Source organism: Pseudoalteromonas sp. meg-B1 (assembly GCF_003173795.1).
GTDB classification, from domain to species: domain Bacteria; phylum Pseudomonadota; class Gammaproteobacteria; order Enterobacterales; family Alteromonadaceae; genus Pseudoalteromonas; species Pseudoalteromonas undina.
In genome coordinates this window covers 204,558-221,475 of the sequence record NZ_QGQU01000004.1, presented here as the reverse complement: position 1 = coordinate 221,475, position 16,918 = coordinate 204,558, and the positions used below count along the sequence as shown (strand labels likewise).

At 39.4% G+C, this 16,918-nt stretch carries 19 protein-coding genes; 6 read left to right on the top strand and 13 right to left on the bottom strand.

The window, feature by feature from the left end:
• Nucleotides 1–8 precede the first annotated feature (8 nt).
• Nucleotides 9–1,217: an MFS transporter gene (locus DK924_RS15105; protein ID WP_109875574.1), complete on the bottom strand. Its 1,209-nt coding sequence runs from the start codon at nt 1,215–1,217 to the stop codon at nt 9–11.
• A 341-nt stretch (nt 1,218–1,558) separates the two neighbouring features.
• On the opposite strand from DK924_RS15105, the gene DK924_RS15100 reads away from it, so the two are divergent.
• From DK924_RS15100 to DK924_RS15090, 3 genes are all read left to right on the top strand, one after another.
• Entirely contained in the window at nt 1,559–1,981 is a 423-nt protein-coding gene (locus DK924_RS15100) for a hypothetical protein (RefSeq protein ID WP_010391213.1), read from the top strand.
• Nucleotides 1,978–2,175, top strand: a complete 198-nt coding sequence (locus DK924_RS15095; protein ID WP_008108814.1) for a helix-turn-helix transcriptional regulator — start codon at nt 1,978–1,980, stop codon at nt 2,173–2,175. The genes DK924_RS15100 and DK924_RS15095 overlap by 4 nt, the downstream gene beginning before the upstream one ends.
• An 88-nt stretch (nt 2,176–2,263) precedes the next feature.
• Nucleotides 2,264–4,390 (top strand): TonB-dependent siderophore receptor, encoded by a 2,127-nt coding sequence (locus DK924_RS15090; protein ID WP_109875573.1) that lies wholly within the window; start codon nt 2,264–2,266, stop codon nt 4,388–4,390.
• Nucleotides 4,391–4,527: 137 nt separating this feature from the next.
• Here DK924_RS15090 and DK924_RS15085 read toward each other — a convergent pair whose 3' ends face one another.
• From DK924_RS15085 to DK924_RS15070, 4 genes are all read right to left on the bottom strand, one after another.
• Nucleotides 4,528–5,112: a hypothetical protein gene (locus DK924_RS15085; protein ID WP_109875572.1), complete on the bottom strand. Its 585-nt coding sequence runs from the start codon at nt 5,110–5,112 to the stop codon at nt 4,528–4,530.
• On the bottom strand, nt 5,109–5,678 hold the full coding sequence (locus tag DK924_RS15080) for a hypothetical protein (RefSeq protein WP_258306472.1): 570 nt from the start codon (nt 5,676–5,678) through the stop codon (nt 5,109–5,111). The genes DK924_RS15085 and DK924_RS15080 overlap by 4 nt, the downstream gene beginning before the upstream one ends.
• Before the next feature lie 214 nt (nt 5,679–5,892).
• Entirely contained in the window at nt 5,893–6,636 is a 744-nt protein-coding gene (locus DK924_RS15075) for an abortive infection system antitoxin AbiGi family protein (RefSeq protein ID WP_109875571.1), read from the bottom strand.
• A gap of 181 nt (nt 6,637–6,817) precedes the next feature.
• A complete protein-coding gene (locus DK924_RS15070; protein WP_109875570.1) occupies nt 6,818–7,696 on the bottom strand; it encodes a LysR family transcriptional regulator in 879 nt (292 codons plus the stop codon).
• Nucleotides 7,697–7,804: 108 nt separating this feature from the next.
• On the opposite strand from DK924_RS15070, the gene DK924_RS15065 reads away from it, so the two are divergent.
• A complete protein-coding gene (locus DK924_RS15065; RefSeq protein WP_055011685.1) occupies nt 7,805–8,785 on the top strand; it encodes a TDT family transporter in 981 nt (326 codons plus the stop codon).
• Nucleotides 8,786–8,788: 3 nt separating this feature from the next.
• Here DK924_RS15065 and DK924_RS15060 read toward each other — a convergent pair whose 3' ends face one another.
• Nucleotides 8,789–8,971 (bottom strand): DUF2986 domain-containing protein, encoded by a 183-nt coding sequence (locus DK924_RS15060; RefSeq protein WP_055011686.1) that lies wholly within the window; start codon nt 8,969–8,971, stop codon nt 8,789–8,791.
• Nucleotides 8,972–9,133: 162 nt separating this feature from the next.
• Between DK924_RS15060 and DK924_RS15055 the strand changes: the two genes are divergently transcribed.
• Nucleotides 9,134–10,621: a dipeptidase gene (locus tag DK924_RS15055; protein WP_109875657.1), complete on the top strand. Its 1,488-nt coding sequence runs from the start codon at nt 9,134–9,136 to the stop codon at nt 10,619–10,621.
• A gap of 61 nt (nt 10,622–10,682) precedes the next feature.
• Here the strand turns inward: DK924_RS15055 and DK924_RS15050 are convergent, their stop codons facing one another.
• The 6 genes from DK924_RS15050 to DK924_RS15025 all read right to left on the bottom strand — a co-directional run bounded on the left by DK924_RS15050 (nt 10,683) and on the right by DK924_RS15025 (nt 14,855).
• Nucleotides 10,683–11,444 (bottom strand): EAL domain-containing protein, encoded by a 762-nt coding sequence (locus DK924_RS15050; protein WP_024601923.1) that lies wholly within the window; start codon nt 11,442–11,444, stop codon nt 10,683–10,685.
• A gap of 205 nt (nt 11,445–11,649) precedes the next feature.
• Nucleotides 11,650–12,078 (bottom strand): OsmC family protein, encoded by a 429-nt coding sequence (locus DK924_RS15045; protein ID WP_109875569.1) that lies wholly within the window; start codon nt 12,076–12,078, stop codon nt 11,650–11,652.
• Between the two features lie 121 nt (nt 12,079–12,199).
• A complete protein-coding gene (locus tag DK924_RS15040; protein WP_109875568.1) occupies nt 12,200–12,337 on the bottom strand; it encodes a DUF2256 domain-containing protein in 138 nt (45 codons plus the stop codon).
• 117 nt (nt 12,338–12,454) lie between these two features.
• Entirely contained in the window at nt 12,455–13,009 is a 555-nt protein-coding gene (locus DK924_RS15035; RefSeq protein WP_109875567.1) for a zf-TFIIB domain-containing protein, read from the bottom strand.
• A gap of 183 nt (nt 13,010–13,192) precedes the next feature.
• Nucleotides 13,193–13,351, bottom strand: a complete 159-nt coding sequence (locus DK924_RS15030) for a DUF2256 domain-containing protein (protein WP_109875566.1) — start codon at nt 13,349–13,351, stop codon at nt 13,193–13,195.
• Nucleotides 13,341–14,855 carry a cryptochrome/deoxyribodipyrimidine photo-lyase family protein gene (locus DK924_RS15025; RefSeq protein WP_109875565.1) on the bottom strand — a complete coding sequence of 505 codons (1,515 nt, stop codon included), beginning with the start codon at nt 14,853–14,855 and terminating at the stop codon, nt 13,341–13,343. Before DK924_RS15025 ends, DK924_RS15030 begins: the two co-directional genes overlap by 11 nt.
• A 104-nt stretch (nt 14,856–14,959) precedes the next feature.
• Here DK924_RS15025 and DK924_RS15020 point away from each other — a divergent pair, with 104 nt between their 5' ends.
• Nucleotides 14,960–15,568 (top strand): flavin reductase family protein, encoded by a 609-nt coding sequence (locus tag DK924_RS15020; RefSeq protein ID WP_109875564.1) that lies wholly within the window; start codon nt 14,960–14,962, stop codon nt 15,566–15,568.
• Between the two features lie 41 nt (nt 15,569–15,609).
• Here DK924_RS15020 and DK924_RS15015 read toward each other — a convergent pair whose 3' ends face one another.
• Nucleotides 15,610–16,911 carry an MFS transporter gene (locus tag DK924_RS15015; protein ID WP_109875563.1) on the bottom strand — a complete coding sequence of 434 codons (1,302 nt, stop codon included), beginning with the start codon at nt 16,909–16,911 and terminating at the stop codon, nt 15,610–15,612.
• Between the last annotated feature and the right edge of the window lie 7 nt (nt 16,912–16,918).

Here is a 16,918-nt window from a genome sequence, read left to right as displayed (position 1 = left end):
TTTTGTACTTAATACGCTGCAGCCGTTTGTTTTGCGCTTTTATTGTTTATTTGTATAAAGCTAAGCCACCACATAAATAACCCGCCCAAAAATAATACTCCTGCAACATACCCGGTTTGATTTGGTTGTGCCCCTTGTGCAATAGCAATGCCGCCTACCCATGGGCCAATTGCATTAGCAATATTAAAAGCACATTGTACGAGAGCACCAATCATGGCATGGCCATTGGGCGATACATCCATTAACAGTGTTTGCACTAAAGTAGAAAGCCCTAAGCTACAGCCAATAAAAAAGATCACCAGATAAAGTAAGTAAATATTATAGCTGGCACTTACATACGCAAATGCAAAAATAATAGTTGAGGCAAGGGTTAGTCCCGTGGTTTTAATTGCCGATTTATCGGCTGCTTTTCCTAGTATGTAATTACCGAGTGTGGAGCCAATACCAAACATCACCATCGCAATTGAAATAGTATAGGCGGGTGATTGGGTCACATCTAAAATAGTGTCGGCCACGTAGGTATAAATACAAAATACGCCACCAAAACCAATAATAACAATACCCAAAATAGACCAAACCAGTTTATTTTTTAATACCCCTAACTCGTTTAGTAAATTAGATTTTTGAGTATTTTTAACATTGGGTACCACGTAATAAACAAAAATAAAGGCAATAAACGCCAGTACACCTGCCCCGGCTAAACAATAACGCCAACTCAAATTTTGCCCAACGAGCGTTACTACGGGTACGCCTACAATGGTTGCGACTGTCAGCCCCATAAATACTTTTGACATAAAGCTAGCACGCTTTCCAGCAGGCGCTATATCTGAGGCCAATAACAAGGCTGCGCCAAAATATGCGCCATGGGGTAAACCACTTAAAAACCGAAACAGCACAAGTTGCTCTAATGAGCTAGCTAAGGCGCTTAAGCTATTAGCAATACACATTAAACTTAAAAATAGTAACAGCGCTTTTTGTTTACGCATGTTTGCTGTTGCCAACATTAAAATAGGCGCGCCAACAACCACTCCAAGAGCATAAGCACTAATGGCATAACCACTTTGTGATGGGGTACTACCAAATGCTTCACTAATTAATGGCAACATAGGCATCATAGAAAATTCAGATAAACCCAAAATAAAGGTGCCTAGCGCAAGTACAACTAAAATAGCGGCTCTATTGGGCTGACTCGACGGCGATGTAGTATCAACGGCCATGTAAAATCCTTGAAGGTATTGAATAAAATTTAATAGCAAACAAAACGCCTGTACGTTTAAAAAATACAACACACACGTTTATTTAAAATTGAATATGGGAATGAGGAATAAAGAGACTGACATTTTAAATTAAAAGCCTCCTCCCGTCATGGTCTAAACCATAGTTTAAGATGAATAAAATTTAACTTAAGCAAACGAAAGGCTGGTTTATATGGGCTTGCAAGCCACTCGCTCATTAAAAACAAGATATATTAGATTAAAATGTAATGTTAACTTGACTTTTTGTATGGTATGAATGATATTTGTAAAGTAAACGTTACTTTTGAAACAGGATTAAAGCAATGAAAACAGAATTAAATTTAAAACAACGCCAAATTAAAAATACTAGCTACTTGGTTAAATGTACCTTGATTTGGTTACTCACCTTAGCGTTATGTAGCTTTGGCCCGACATTAATTTGGGATCGCGCCGAGATAATTAGCGGCTTTTTTATAGTTGTAAATGTAATAGCCGGCATTGTAATGATTTTGGCTAACAAACGTTACTTACAGGGGATGGATGAGCTGATGCAAAAAATACATCTCAGTGCCATGGGGTTTACCCTAGGTGCAATATTGGTAGGTGGGCTTGCGTACACTAATTTGCAATTGAGTGGCTTAATTGATTTTAAAGCACAGATACCCGATTTAATGTTTTTAATGGGAGCAGTGTATTTAATTAGCGTGTATGTACTTAACAAACACTATTGTGCAGGTGATGAATGAAAAACCGATTAAAGGTATTAAGAGCCGAGCATAACTACACCCAAGCAAGGTTGGCCGAGCTGCTAGATGTTTCTCGCCAAACTATTAATGCGATTGAAAAAGGTAAGTTTGATCCCAGCTTGCCACTGGCCTTTAAGGCAGCAAGGTTGTTTGAGTTAAAAATAGAAGATATTTTTGACGACGAACAGGGTTAAAAATTAACAAAGTGCGACAATATGTCGCGCTTTTTAGATTGCTACAGCACGTATAATTTACCCACAAAAATCTTGTGGTAAATCAATAATGACTGATAAAAAAAATTCTTTAACCTCTTATTTATTATCCCCTTTAGCGCTTGTTATAAGTAGCGTATTATCGCCAGTTGCTTTTGCAGATGACACCTCAATTGAAGTGATTGAAGTGCACGGCCAAGCACAAAATAAACACCTATCATTAGGCTCGTCTGAATCGCTATTAACCGATATAGGAGTGGACTTTTCAGCCGCTGGTGGTATGGCCAATTTACCTGTTTTAAATGGTTTAATGGGCGATAGAGTGGCGGTACTGGTTGATGGGGCGCAAATCACCGCCGCCTGTGCTAACCAAATGAACCCGCCACTGTCTTATATTTCAGCCAATCAAATTAGTAGCTACAAAGTGGTTGCAGGTGTTTCTCCAGTAAGCGCGGGAGGCGATAATATTGCAGGTGTGATTGCTGTTAATTCTATTTCACCTCAGTACAGTGAAAGTAGCGAACTTGCATGGCATTCAGGTTATGTGTCAGCCCAGTACAACACCCTTGATAACGCCAAAAAGGTCGGCGCAGGAATGCGCATTGCCAGCGATGTACTGAGTTTTAATTATCAAGGTGCTTATAGCGATGCTAACAGTTATGAAGATGGTAACGGCGGTTTAGTGCTCGATACCCTATACCGCGCGCAAAACCATAGTTTAAGTGCTGCCATGCGCGATGATAAGCAACAATTAGTGGTTAAGCTAAGTCATCAAAAAATACCCTATCAAGGCTTTGCTAATCAATATATGGATATGACAGATAACACCAGCTATGGTGCTGTGGCCCAGTATAAGCGCACTTTTACAAACAGTGAGCTTGAAGCGCAGTTAAATTGGCATAACGTAAAGCATGAAATGGGGTTTTTTAGCGCAGAAAAACCCGGAAAAATGCCCATGAAAACCGACGCCGAAGATATAAGCACCCAGTTAAAATGGCGACTAGCGCTTGATAACAACAGCCAGTTACTACTCGCGCAAGAGTATCACCACATGAAATTAGATGACTGGTGGCCTGCAGTTGAAGGCTCAATGATGATGGGACCAAATGACTATAACAATATTAATAATGGCCGACGTCAGCGTATTGCAGTGCTTGCTGAATATGAAAGCCAACTAAGTACTCGCTGGTGGGTAAATGCAGGCATTCGATTTGAAAATGTAATGACCAACACTGATGATGTACAAGCATATAATGCAGGCATGGCTGCAATGAATGCGATGGCCATGGCGATGCCAAGTGATGCAATGGCGGCTAAAAAGTTTAATAACCAAAACAAAAAACAAACAGATAATTTAGTTGATGCAAACGTGCTGATTAATTATCAACTAAGCAATAACGACGAACTACAAATTGGCTTAGCCCGTAAAAATCGTGCGCCTAATTTATACGAACGCTACAGCTGGGGCGTAGGTAATATGGCCACCACTATGATTGGATGGTACGGCGATGGCAACGGCTATATTGGTAATATAAGCCTTAAACCAGAAACTGCGCACACGCTTAGCAGCACGTACACCCGCATGGCAAAAGATGACAGCTGGCGTATAAGTGCTAACGCTTGGGTGAGCGACGTGAATGACTATATTGATGCCAACATAGTAAGAAGCTTTAACCGCACAGCGCTGGCTGCCAATACCCGTAATGTACTTATGTTTAATAACGTAGATGCCAGGCTTTATGGTGTAAAGCTAGATGCGGTTTTAGCAATGCACGAGTCTAAGCAGTATGGTAACTGGTCATTAAAAGCGAATATTAGCAACACCCGTGGTAAGCGCGATGATACTAATCAGCCGCTTTATCAAATTAAGCCGCTGCAAACCCAATTTGCCATTAACCAGCAAGTTGGCCGCTTTGAAAACGCACTCACGTGGCAGTGGGTCGATAGTAAAACTCGCGTAGATAGCAACCGGCTAGAAAACCAAACTGAGCAGTACCATTTACTTAATTTAAGCTCAAAAGCCAGTTGGGATGCATTGACCGTAAGTGTTGATATTACCAATCTGCTTGATGAGTATTATAAATTACCACTTGGTGGTGTAAGTATTGCAGAATTTAAACAAGATATGTCGCAGGGGTTCAATCAATTAGCAGGGCAGGGGCGCTCTATAAATTTAGCCATGAGTTACGCGTTTTAAGATGAGATAGTAAGTTAGTATCAGCCGTCTGATTCGATTTTTGGTTAATCGAATCAGACAGTTTATTACTATTTTTCTAAGAGCGTGTATTGAATAATCAAGCGATTTGAAACGAATTTGTATAATATTTAAAGCTATTATTCACATTGCCACTTATTTAAATGCTCAATAATAAAGTCATCAATCTTTTTATGGATTGAAATATTATCTTGATTAACTAAATAGCTAATGTTCATATTTTCGAACTCTATATCTCTAAAGCAGCTATACTTATTCACCGCGCTATATTCACAGCTACCCCAATACAAAAAAGCATTTTCTGATTTAGTATATAAAGTGAAACTATATTTTTCATGTTCAACAGGAATATACAGATCTTTAGCATCAGAGAATGTATCAAAAAAATTAGCATTAACATTACGCTCTAGCTTTCGATGAGGCAGCAGGTTAACCGATATAAAGTTATTCAATGAGCTTTTATCATTTTGATAGTCAACGGGCTGAAACTCTTTTATATGTTGAACAACATAATTAGCTGAGAAGAACAAAATCGGAGCCTTTGATAATTCCTTATCAAATGCATTGTCACCCTTATTTGAATTAATAAAACTTGCATCTGAAAGGTACTCATTAGGAAAGCATCTATCTTGCCATTTTGTTTCAGAATTATTCTCATTACAGCCTGTCATGAGTAAAGTTAGGACTAAAACTGCTTTTTTCATTGTGCTTGATAACCTGTATTTGTATCACAGTCATGGCAATATAAATGGCCATATATCTTAAACTCTTTTTCATCAGCTACTGACTCAAGCCAAGTACCTCCATAAAAATGTTCAGGTATATTAAAGCGCTTAAATGCTAGTTTATGATAATCAGCCATTTGTCTTAAGCTTAATTTTCCTGGTATGGAACCAGTTTTATTCCTGTAATCTCTTTTTACAAAAAGAATATGTAACCTAGCAACTTCATTTCCAACTTCTTTTATTTTCTCCCTTGTCTCTTTTATACTACCTCTGAAACCTCCTTTATTTAAACCGACAGCTAAGTTTACTACAGTGGATCTAGCCATTAACTCCCAGTATGAGAATCCCTTAAAGTTCCAAAATTTAGGATCACCCTTCGTTATTTCATTTTTTAGTTTCTTCGTATCTGATACCCATAGAGCATAACCAATACGGGCTACTGGATCTTTTTTATCAAGTCTACTTTTCCAAAATGCTTCCAGATTGCCTTCTACTTGATATGATTGCTCTAGAGGAGTGATATTGATTGAATCTATTTTTACCATGCTATATCCCTTAACAAATTTAATGTTCCATTAAAAGGTAATCCTAGCAGAATGATAAAACAAAAAACACCCATCTAAAATTTTCAGTATGTATTTTGAGCGCTTTGTGTCTGGTTTGGCCATCAGTTACGCGTTTTAAAGTGAGAGCGTAAGCAGGTAAAAGCTATAAGATTTTATTCAGATTAATCGAATCAGTCGGTTGATGTATATTAGATTACATATCTCTACTTATAGTTTCTAATGATATGACTCTAGACATTAATATTTTAATCTCTGCGCTAGGATAATGGTCAAGCTCAGTTTGAATAAAGTTAATAACATCAGGAATATCGGAATCTGAATTAACAAAAAGATACTTTATATCGGATGGTGAAATTTTTAAACTGTACGAAACCTTAGATTTTTCATTAAGCTGTTCAAGTGTATATCTATCTTTATAATCTTTTTCATAAATGAACGGTTTTATTTTAGTTATATTTTCATCCCCCACAACAGAGTATCTCCATTCGTTTTCTTGATAAAATTCTTTTTGTATGAATTGCTCGTTAATGAACATTACCCCTTCAGTAGGTTTTATATGAGTCATTATCGTATTAATATCAACCGAAGAGTTTTTATAGTAGGGTGCTCCTTTTAAGTTTTGACCAAAAAGGTTTTTAAGTGCTAGGTGCTGATTTGTGTTTTCATTGATATACAATACTGGAGATAAGCCATTTTTTCTTGCCCAGTCCTTTGTTACGCCAATCCCAAATCTGCCATAAAAGTTAACATGTTCATCAACTCTAGATAGGGGAATATCACAAAAACATACTATAGGGTATGCTGATTGTGATTCAGAACCGGTATACCATTTCATATCTTCTAAACAATACCTTGGCCAAAAGCCAGTCTTTAAAATATCTTTTAGGAATTCTAAATTCTTAGTAAAATGAAAAAGTGTTTGTGATTTTGGCTGCAATTTAACCTCTTTATCTGTATTGTTAGTTACTGCTTTTTATTATGTAAGTTTTTGTTATATTAGCAATTTTAGACTGCCCATAGACTGTTCTGCGTTTACTCTACTTTTATTAAAACGAATTTAACCAATTAAAACAACTTACTTATCAAATGTTTATTTTTTTGCATTCGAAATACATACATTACTGCTTGTGACAAAATTCTATAAACTGCTTTAACAGCGGGTTTTTGTATTTGTCTTTATGCATCACTAACCAAAACTGCCTTTGCATGGGGTGGTTTAAATTAAGCTGTGTAACACGGCCATCTTTTAGGGCATATTGCGCAGCAAGTGATGATAAACATCCTAACCCCAAGCCATTTGCTACACAGTTTATAAGCGCTTCAGTGGTATTGAGCTCTACGCTTTGCGTCCAATTTTTAATTTGTGGCGCAAGGCTATGTAAAAAGAAGGAACGCGAGCCTGAACCAGTTTCTCTTAATACCCATTGACTACTATTTAAGTCGTTGAAGCTAAGTTGCTTTTTTGCAGTCAGTGGGTGGTTTATTGGCGCAATAATACACATGGCGTCATGGTTAAACACATTAGAGACTAAATCGCCTTGATGGGCTTGGCCCTCAATAAGTGCTATATCGAGCTCGTAATCTATAAGCTTTTGACAAATAAGCGCCGAATTGGAAATCAGTATTTGTTGCGAGTAATGCTGTTGCTGCGCTCTAAAGTTGCTTAACAAAGCAGGTAATACATGATTACCAATCGTATCGCTGGCACCAATTTTTAAGGTTCCGCTGGCAGGGGCGTTGTCTAAAAACAAGGTGTCGATAGTGTTTGCCCGATTTAATAGCTCATCAGCAAGGGGCAGTAGCTTTTGCCCTTCTTGATTTAATAGTAATCGGTTATTTACACGATCAAATAACGGATGGCCTAACTGCTTTTCAAGTTCGCTAAGCGCCATACTAACCGCCGCTTTAGATAAAAATAGTGATTCAGACGCAGCTGTAAGGGTGCTGTGCTGGGTTATGCCGACAAATACTTTAAGTTGCTTAAGTGAAATATTCATTATGCTATGTTTAGTTTACCTGAACCTGTGTTCTATATAATTAGATTTAACTTAACAAAATGCAAGCGTAAACTTCTCTGTAAGTTACAACCACAGGGTGGAATAGAGATGTTTAAACATATAAAAACAAAAGTATCTGGTGCACCAACACCAATGGGCGGTTTGGCATTAGGTATTGCCAGCCTAGGTTGGGCTTGGGAGAGTATGTTTAGTCTAAATGGCGTAGCACAATATACCGGTGCCGCTACTGCGAGCGTGTTATTGCTATTGTTAACTCTTAAGTTTTTACTGCATCCTCAGCTGCTTAAAGCCGATTTAGCCCATCCGGTTGTGGGAAGTGTGGTGCCTACTTTTGCTATGGCTACTTTAGTGGTGTCTAATTCTTTAGGGCAGTTTTACTCCCTTGCGGGAGATGTGCTTTGGGTTGGTGCATTTTTATTACATGTGTTGTTTTTAATCAGCTTTATTGCTCATCGCGTGATTGAATTTAAAATTGAGCATATGGTGCCAAGCTGGTTTGTTCCGCCTGTTGGGATCATTGTTGCCGATGTGGCGTTTTCAGGAAATCCGGCACTGCTGTTTCTAGCACAAGGGGCGCTTTATTTTGGCATGCTGATGTATGCAGTTATGTTGCCTATGATGATTTACCGGATCATTTTTGCAGCGCACATTCCAGATGCTGCACAACCTACACTGGCTATTTTAGCGGCGCCAGCAAGTTTATCGTTAGCTGGTTACTTTACAGTTATCAGCGAGCCGTCACCGGTTATTATTGGCTTGTTATTTGGAATTGCAGTACTGATGACCTTTATAATTTACGTCGCATTCTTTAAATTACTGCGCCGTCCATTTTGCCCAGGTTACGCTGCGTTTACTTTTCCTATGGTCATTGGTGCTACCGCGTTATTTAAACTTGCCGCATGGATGCATGCAGAGGGTATTGATTTGCAGTTTGTTAAACAAATACAGTATTTAGCAACGTTTGAACTGATTGTGGCAAGTGGGGTAGTTTGCTATGTGGCGGTTCGTTATTTGGCTCACTTTAAGCTTTTTAACACTCAATTTAAGCCTCTCACCCTATCACAATAACGATTAAACGCTTGTTTGCACTACCTCGTTAGCCTCGTGCTCAATTGCTTGTTCGGCATCTTGCTCAGCAAGCTTTGCGCGCTCTGCTTTTGAAACATAAGCCGGTTTGTTGCTTTTATGTAGCTTGGCATTAGCACGCTTATCTTTGTTATTAAATTTTGTAATGATCTTTTTTCTGCGATTCATGATTCACCTCGTAATTTTGAGCTGCGCATTATACAGGCATCTTGTTCAAAGCTGTTAGACAAATTATAAGCTTTGCTTGTGGGTTTGCCGCAAAGTGCTGTTTGTCACTTTACAAGGAGGTTATAATTAGAGCTCTTTATTGTTAATTAAATGGAATCTGTTTTGAACAAGCTCGCTTTAGCAAGTATTGCCTTATGTGCATTTAGCGCTCATGCACAATTAAATAAACACAGTGAAAGCGTGGCCGATTACGCAGTTAATAGCTACCAAAATGCACAGGTGCATACGCTTACTAATTTAGTATCGTTTCCTACGGTTAATAAAAGTGAGATCAGCGCACCACAAAACCCCGACTTTATAGGCTTTAAAGCGTTATTAAAAATGAAAGCCGCTGAACTGGGCTTTGACTACCAAGATTTAGGCTATACCGTACTCATAGGCATGGGTGAGCAAAAAGAAAAAGTAACCATAGTGACTCACGGCGATGTACAACCTGCAAACGCCAGCAAATGGAAACAAAGCCCATTTATTATTGATACCTCAGAGCCGGGTAAATTAGTTGGCCGAGGTACCGAAGACGATAAAGGTGCTATAGCCACCGCTTTATATGCGATGAAAGCCATAAAAGATAAAGGCATAACCCTTGATAACCGCATTGAGCTGATGGTTTATTTGGCCGAGGAGTCTGATTGGGGGCCGTTAACTGAGTTTATGAAAACCTATGAGCAACCAAAGTATGCGATAACCATTGATGCCTCATACCCTGTAGTGGTTGCTGAAAAAGGCTGGAGCTTAATTGCGCCAACATTTGATGCAACATCACCACAAACAGGTGTGTATGTCAGCAATGTAACGGGTGGTGCCTTTGCTAGCCAAATCCCTGAAGATGCCAGCTTAACTTTGCATAATGCGAGTCCTGAATTGGTGGCTCAATTAAAACAAACAGCCAAGGTTCTTAAGCAAGTAGAATTTACCTTTGATGATCAAACAGATGGAACTTTAATTAGTGTTAAAGGCATGTCGGCTCACTCATCTGAGCCAGAGTCAGGTGTTAACGCCATTGCTTATTTGGCTGAACTATTTAAAGCCGTTGAGCTTGAAAACAACAGCGATGGGCAGCTCATTAAGTTTGTAAATCAGCTAATTGGCCTAGATATTCACGGTAAACAGTTTGGTGATATTGCGTATAAACATGACTTTATGGGGCCAATGACGGTAGCGCCCACAGTTATTGAACGAGACGGTAATAACCTAACGTTAGCGGTTAATGCTCGTCGTCCTATGGGTAAAGAGGCTGACTTACTAAAACAGCAAATTAATAGTGCGCTTACTCAATGGCAAGCTGATAATAAAGTAACATTAGCCAATGTTAAAACCACCATTGGTACACCCATGTTACTTGATGACGCGCCCCATGCGCAGAAGTTACTTGATATTTTTAAACACTTTACTGGCGATCAAGACGCAGATTTTGTCTCTATTGGTGGTGGTACCAACGCTAAGTTATTTGATAATGCCGTATCGTTTGGTCCATCAATGCCAGGTAAACGCTACACCGGTCACTCAGAGCATGAATTTATTACGCTTGAGCAACTAGCACTTAATTTACGTATGTACACCGCAATGATGATAGAGCTGGGAAACATGTAATTAACCAATAGCAAAAACTAAAAAACCGCCTTGATGGCGGTTTTTTTATAACAACTAAATGTTATTGAAAATTAACGTCTGGTAAGCACTCAAACCCAGGTTTTGCAAACAAGTAGCCTTGCATTAATTCAATGCCGACACTTTTTAACCAGTGATACTCTTCAACTGTTTCAATACCCTCAGCTAACGCCATTATGTTCAGTTCTTCAAACATATTTAAGCAGTTACGCACAATCGTTTGGCGTTTTGTGTCTTTGTCGATATCGCGTATAAGTGCCATATCGAGTTTAATAATATCTGTTTGAAAGTCAGCTAGTAAGTTTAATCCAGAATAGCCTGAGCCAAAGTCATCGGTAGCTGTTTTAAAGCCTAATTCTTGGTAGTAGCTTACAACCCGCTCAACGTGGCTGCTGTCTTCTATTTTTTCAACTTCAGTAAATTCAAACATAATATTAGTTGTAGGGAAATTGTACTTTTTAGCCGCTTCTAGGGTAGTGCGAATACAGCGCTCAGGCTTATAAATAGCGTTGGGTAAAAAGTTAATGCTTAGCATGGTGTTTATGCCTAGCTTAGAGGCAAGTGCAATGGCTTTAATTCTACATAGTTGGTCAAAGGTATAGCGGTTGTCGTCGTTTACTTGGGAAATAATAGAATAAGCCGACTCATTATTTAAACCACGAACCAGTGCTTCATAGCCATAAATAGTGTTGCTCTGGCAATTTATAATAGGCTGAAATGCCATAGTAAAGTCAAAATCTAGTTCGCTAGAATCAGCGCAGTTGCTACAAGATACTTTTTCGCAACTTTGTGATTTCTCGTTCATGCATCCACCTTTGAATTTAACCCACACTTAAAGGTGGTTAAGTTTCTTGTAATCCTAACAAAGTATTGAGATTTTACATAATTATATTAGCGAACATTAATATAACTCATAATAAAGTTTTTATTTAATTCATGAAAAATTAGCAGTAAGGTTATGCTAAAACATAATCTTACTGCTACGCAAAAAGTATAATTGGTTTACAAAATTAGTTAAGTGTTGCCGTTAGCTTTATGCTGGTATTGAGTAATTTTGAAATGGGGCAGCCTTTTTTGGTGTCTTCACACAGGGCTTGAAATTGCTCATTGGAAATATCAGTAATTTTTGCATTAACTACCAATTCAATTTCACTCACCGCAAAGCCATCGTCTACTTCATCTAAGCTTACTGTCGCTTTGGTGCTTATATCGTCAGCAGTAAAACCCGCATCTCCTAACGCTAGCGATAACGCCATGCTAAAGCAAGCACTGTGGGCTGCACCAACTAGCTCCTCTGGGTTAGTGCCAGCTTTGTCTTCAAAGCGAGTGTTGAACCCATATGGCTGGCTCTCAAGTGCACCACTTTCGCTACTTATTGATCCTTTACCTGATTTAATATCCCCAGACCAATTGGCTGATGCTGATTTTTTAATCGTCATAATGTCTCCTTGGGTTTGTTGTGTAAAGTTTGCAATAACATTGCAAGCTCTTCATGCTTATACCGGCTAATCGGTATTTACACGATACTCAAGTAGGGTTTTGCAATATTGACACCAAGGTTTATTTTGCGTTTCGCCGACACCGCTCTGAGCAATAAATTACGTTGTCCCAGTCCCGTTGCCATTTTTTGCGCCAGGTAAAGTCACGCTTGCAAACGGGGCAGGTTTTTTGCGGTAAATGTAATTTCTTATGCGCCATTGTTACGCTTCTTTTTAGTGTTTTTTGGTCGCGGTGTAATGCTTACATGGGCTTTGAGGTAACTTTACTGCCAATATTATCTTAATAATGGCAGTATAATTTTGCTAAATTAAGATACTACTTCTCTGCGGAGTATGGATCTTCGGCTAATAAATAGGCTCTTAAATCAGCTTTTTGCGGCTGTGCATTCAACCATTTCCTGAGTTCTTTTACTTTTGCATAAGTGTCATTGCTAAATTTATCAGCATATATGTCACTAAAGTTTTGCTTGGTACTTTGCTCGCGAATTTGGTTTTGCCATTGTTGTGTTACTACTGCGTTCAGTGTACCAGCTAAGCCTTCTTCTTTTAGTAATTCCCACTCACCCGCATCTAACCAGATGCCACCTACCGGTGCGCTGTAATCTATACGGTGGTCAGTTGATGATGAAATACGAAATTTCCGCATAATGACACCTGATACCGGGCAAATTAATGCTTTTTTAGTGTCTGTAGCGTCGGCTTCGAATGAGATGTTCTCAGCAAATGCAAAGTTTGGATTACGCTCTTTCCAAGCTGCAAAGTCTTCGATTAGTATCCAGTGGCCATTACAGTGCGTGCATGTATGCGAACGAAATTGACCTTCAATAAAACTAGGTTTAAGTAACCCTTTACCACAACTTGTACAATTCATAGTGTCCCTTAATTTATATTGTTACTTGAAGAGCTTATATGCTTAAAATTATTATAAGCCGCTAAAAAGCATCTCATAATTTAGTTTTTATTTGCGTTCAAGTTTGATTGCGACAACGGCCGCACTAAGAAGTTTTATGTTACCGTATTTTAAGAGGTGATAACAAAGCTTTGTTATGTTTAGTTAACTAGTTGAATTTAAGTAAGCCAGCTTGTTTTTTTTGCACAGCTGCGAGCAATAAATAACGTTGTCCCAGTCCCGTTGCCATTTTTTGCGCCAGGTAAAGTCACGCTTGCAAACGGGGCAGTTTTTTTGCGGTAAATGTAATTTTTTATGCGCCATTGTTACGCTTCTTTTTAGTGTTTTTTGGTCGTGGTGTAATGCTTACATGGGCTTTGAGTATCGCTGGGATAGCCTGTTTTACATCAATCCGTTCACGGTATTGCCACAGCCTATCGCGCGCTTCTTTTGAGGCTTTTGTTAAATCCACCATAGGTTCGGGGTAGTCTTCGCCTATTTTAAAGTCGTTAAATAGCGCTTCCATAGGCGTTTGCTGCCAGGGTTGATGTAAATATTCAATGGGGAGCTTTTCAAGTTCGGGGCACCATTTTTTTATAAATGCGCCGGTTGGGTCTTGATCTTCAGATTGTTTAATGGGGTTGTAATGGCGAATAGTATTAATGCCAGTAACCGATGCCTGCATTTGTATTTGCGGATAATGAATACCTGGCTCAAAGTCTAAAAAGTAATTAGCCAGCGGAAAACTTGCCTGTTGCCAGCTGATGTTTAAATGATGGGTTACAAAGCTCACCAGCATAGCGCGCATTCTAAAGTTAATATAACCGGTGGCTTTTAAACAGCGCATGCAGGCATCAATAATAGGAATACCGGTTTGCCCCTGTGCCCAGCGTTCAATATCGCTAGTAACCTTAGCGTCATAACGATACGGAAATGCATGGTAACCCGGATTTAAGGCTTTAAATTCCATGCTGCATTCGCTTTCAAACTTTTGCATAAAATGGCAATGCCAATGCAGGCGAGATACAAACGCAGCAAGCGGACGCTTCCAGCCTTTTTTATCGAGATGGGTTGAATGGTATGCGTCAATCGCCATTTGATACACTTGCCTCAGGCTGATATTTCCCCACGCTAAATAGGGCGATAACCTAGAGCAATGCGTACGGCTCAAGCTCGGGCTAGAGATCCCTTTTTGATAGCCTTTACCGCGCTCGGCAAAAAAACTGTGCATAACATCGCGGGCAAGTCGCGGCCCTCCATATTGAAAGTTGTCATCGTCAGCTGTGTAACTGTCTGGTAATTCTGGCGATTGGTAGTGTGTGAGTGTCACTGTTTTAATGTGTTTCCAATCTGGGATGGCAATTGGCGCTTGCATTGTTTGTTGCCAGCATTCATTCCAATTATTGCGATTTTTTTTACCCCGAATGACAGCCCCCGTTGGTGACTCTAACCAGTTAATCTGATTATGTTGGCACCATGCTTTAATCGCTTTATCGCGCTCAAATGTATTATTTAAGCCGATTTCTTGGTGACTAAAGAGATTAATTATTTCAAACTGGGTGAGTAGCTCTTCAAGCAACGACTGCATATTTTGTTTAAATATGTACACGCAGCTATTAAAGCGATCAAGTTGTTGGTTTAAATCACATAGTGACTGATACACAAAGCGCCAATGTCGCTCGTTATAATGAGCATCTTCGAGTAACAGCGGCTCAAAGTTGTACATCAATAATGTTGGAAGCCCATTGCTAAACGCATGTTTAAGCGGTTGATGATCGCTTAAGCGTAAATCGCGTTTAAACCAGACAATGTTTATTTTTTGGCGCATGAAATTAAACTATTTGCTAACGGTGTAGTATTAATGAAGATCCAACTTATAAGTACGTATTGCCTAGTACTAGGGTTTAGTTTTTAACTTAAAAGTGAGAAATAATGTTTTTAGATTTAATTCAAAACAACAACCGCTCTGTTTATAGCTACTTAGTTGGCGGTATTAGTCCACGACCGATTGCATGGATAAGCACCCTAAGTAATGAGGGGGTAAGCAATATTGCACCTTACTCTTTTTTTACCGTAGCAAGTTGTCAGCCTGCAGTGCTAAGTGTGACTCAAGTTAACCCCAGTGATAAAGCCAATAAAGATACACTGACAAATTTACTAGCCACCAAAGAATGTGTGGTTAATATTGTTAGTCATGTTTTAGTAGAGCAAATGAACCAAAGCTGCGCTAATTACCCTAATAATGTCAGTGAGTTTGATGAGGCCAGCATAGAGAGAGTCCCAAGCCAGTTAGTTAATCCGCCGAGTGTTGCAGCTTCAAAAGTACGCTATGAATGTAAGCTTCGAGAAGTGATCACTATTTCAGATGAACCAAGCGGTGGGAAAATGATGCTCTTAGATGTAGTGGGAATTTTTATAGATGACGCCACGTTGGTAAATGGCTACATAGATCCGACACGTTTAGATGCAGTAGGTAAAATGGGCGGCGATTACTTTAGCACCACCAAAGATAAGTTTGTATTAAAACGCCCACAACTTTAAAGGTGAGCGTTTTAATTATATAAGGTTAAACAGCGCGCTATTTACTCTGTTTTTGATAAAAACAGTGCACTCATTGCCCCCAAAAAACCTAACCCACTGTAAAGCAAAATAAGCTCTGCGGTTGATAAAAACGATTCTAATAAGCCTATGCTGCCCAACATCAGTAATAAAACCCCAATAACGGTATTACTAACCGACACATAATCGGTGCGTTTGTTACCCTCTGCCATATCGACGAGGTACGTTTTTCGCCCTAAGCGTACTCCTTGGTGCGCAACTGAGAGTAAAAAGTACAAAATAGGCATAGCCCACCAATTTAGTAGCAGCTCGTTATACCAAGTTGCAATAACAAATACAGCCAGCCCATTAATGGTAACCAAAGTGGCACTGAGTACCAGCACTCGCTGGCTAGATAAGTCACTTAAGCGTCCCCAAATCGGCGCTGAGACTAGGCTTGCAAAGCCGGAAACGGCAATAAAGGTGGCAAGTAAAGAAAATTCAAACGACTGTTTACTGGCTAAAATAATATAAAAAGGGGCACTCAATGCTGAACAAAGCAGTAAGGCACGTGTAATAACAAAATGCGCAAACTGTTTGTCTTGGTATAAAATTTTTAACTTTGAAAACGCGTGCAATAGGCCATTATTCGCTCCTTCGGTAGCGCCACTATATTCGTTAATTTGTGCATAAAAAAACGCGGCAATCAGCCACATTAATGCACCCAGTAGTAAAGCGATGATCACAATATCTTGATCTTTTTGCTGTGAAAAAAACCACATCATGAGACCAAACGTTAAGGTGGCAAAACCGGCAATGCTCGCAGCAAGCCCGCTAATATTACCGCGTTGCTGTTTAGGAATAACTTTGCCCAGCACATCTTTTGCAGCGACAGAGTTAAACCCTCTGGCAAGGCTAAATAAAATTAATAAGCCAATAATGGCGTAGCCTGCTTGTGCGCCCTTGAGGGTGAACGCCACCGCAACCATGGCTAAAATGCATCCTGCTTGCATCACTGCACCTATTACCCATACCCATTTACGAACGGGGAGTTTGCGAATAACGTTAGCAATAGCAAGTTGGGGCAGCAATGAACCCGATTCTCTAATTGGTACTAACCAAGCAATAAAACTCGCTGGTACATTTAAGCTTTGCATTAACCATGGCAGCGTTATTTTTGGATTAAGCAGTGCATCAGCAAACTTACTAAACAGCTGGCTAATGAGTAAAATAATAAAATTACCGGGTACTTCCTGACAGGCATTGTCGTCGATGGCCTTACACGCGCGAGCATCTTCTTCGTTATTTAAGCGTTTATAAATTTGTTCTTTTGTCAGTTTTTTCACTCTATTT

Coding starts and splice junctions, on each gene's coding strand:
- DK924_RS15105 (WP_109875574.1), bottom strand. CDS start 1,217: ATGGCCGTTGATACTACATCGCCGTCGAGTCAGCCCAATAGAGCCGCT.
- DK924_RS15100 (WP_010391213.1), top strand. CDS start 1,559: ATGAAAACAGAATTAAATTTAAAACAACGCCAAATTAAAAATACTAGC.
- DK924_RS15095 (WP_008108814.1), top strand. CDS start 1,978: ATGAAAAACCGATTAAAGGTATTAAGAGCCGAGCATAACTACACCCAA.
- DK924_RS15090 (WP_109875573.1), top strand. CDS start 2,264: ATGACTGATAAAAAAAATTCTTTAACCTCTTATTTATTATCCCCTTTA.
- DK924_RS15085 (WP_109875572.1), bottom strand. CDS start 5,112: ATGAAAAAAGCAGTTTTAGTCCTAACTTTACTCATGACAGGCTGTAAT.
- DK924_RS15080 (WP_258306472.1), bottom strand. CDS start 5,678: ATGGTAAAAATAGATTCAATCAATATCACTCCTCTAGAGCAATCATAT.
- DK924_RS15070 (WP_109875570.1), bottom strand. CDS start 7,696: ATGAATATTTCACTTAAGCAACTTAAAGTATTTGTCGGCATAACCCAG.
- DK924_RS15065 (WP_055011685.1), top strand. CDS start 7,805: ATGTTTAAACATATAAAAACAAAAGTATCTGGTGCACCAACACCAATG.
- DK924_RS15060 (WP_055011686.1), bottom strand. CDS start 8,971: ATGAATCGCAGAAAAAAGATCATTACAAAATTTAATAACAAAGATAAG.
- DK924_RS15050 (WP_024601923.1), bottom strand. CDS start 11,444: ATGAACGAGAAATCACAAAGTTGCGAAAAAGTATCTTGTAGCAACTGC.
- DK924_RS15045 (WP_109875569.1), bottom strand. CDS start 12,078: ATGACGATTAAAAAATCAGCATCAGCCAATTGGTCTGGGGATATTAAA.
- DK924_RS15040 (WP_109875568.1), bottom strand. CDS start 12,337: ATGGCGCATAAGAAATTACATTTACCGCAAAAAACCTGCCCCGTTTGC.
- DK924_RS15035 (WP_109875567.1), bottom strand. CDS start 13,009: ATGAATTGTACAAGTTGTGGTAAAGGGTTACTTAAACCTAGTTTTATT.
- DK924_RS15030 (WP_109875566.1), bottom strand. CDS start 13,351: ATGGCGCATAAAAAATTACATTTACCGCAAAAAAACTGCCCCGTTTGC.
- DK924_RS15025 (WP_109875565.1), bottom strand. CDS start 14,855: ATGCGCCAAAAAATAAACATTGTCTGGTTTAAACGCGATTTACGCTTA.
- DK924_RS15020 (WP_109875564.1), top strand. CDS start 14,960: ATGTTTTTAGATTTAATTCAAAACAACAACCGCTCTGTTTATAGCTAC.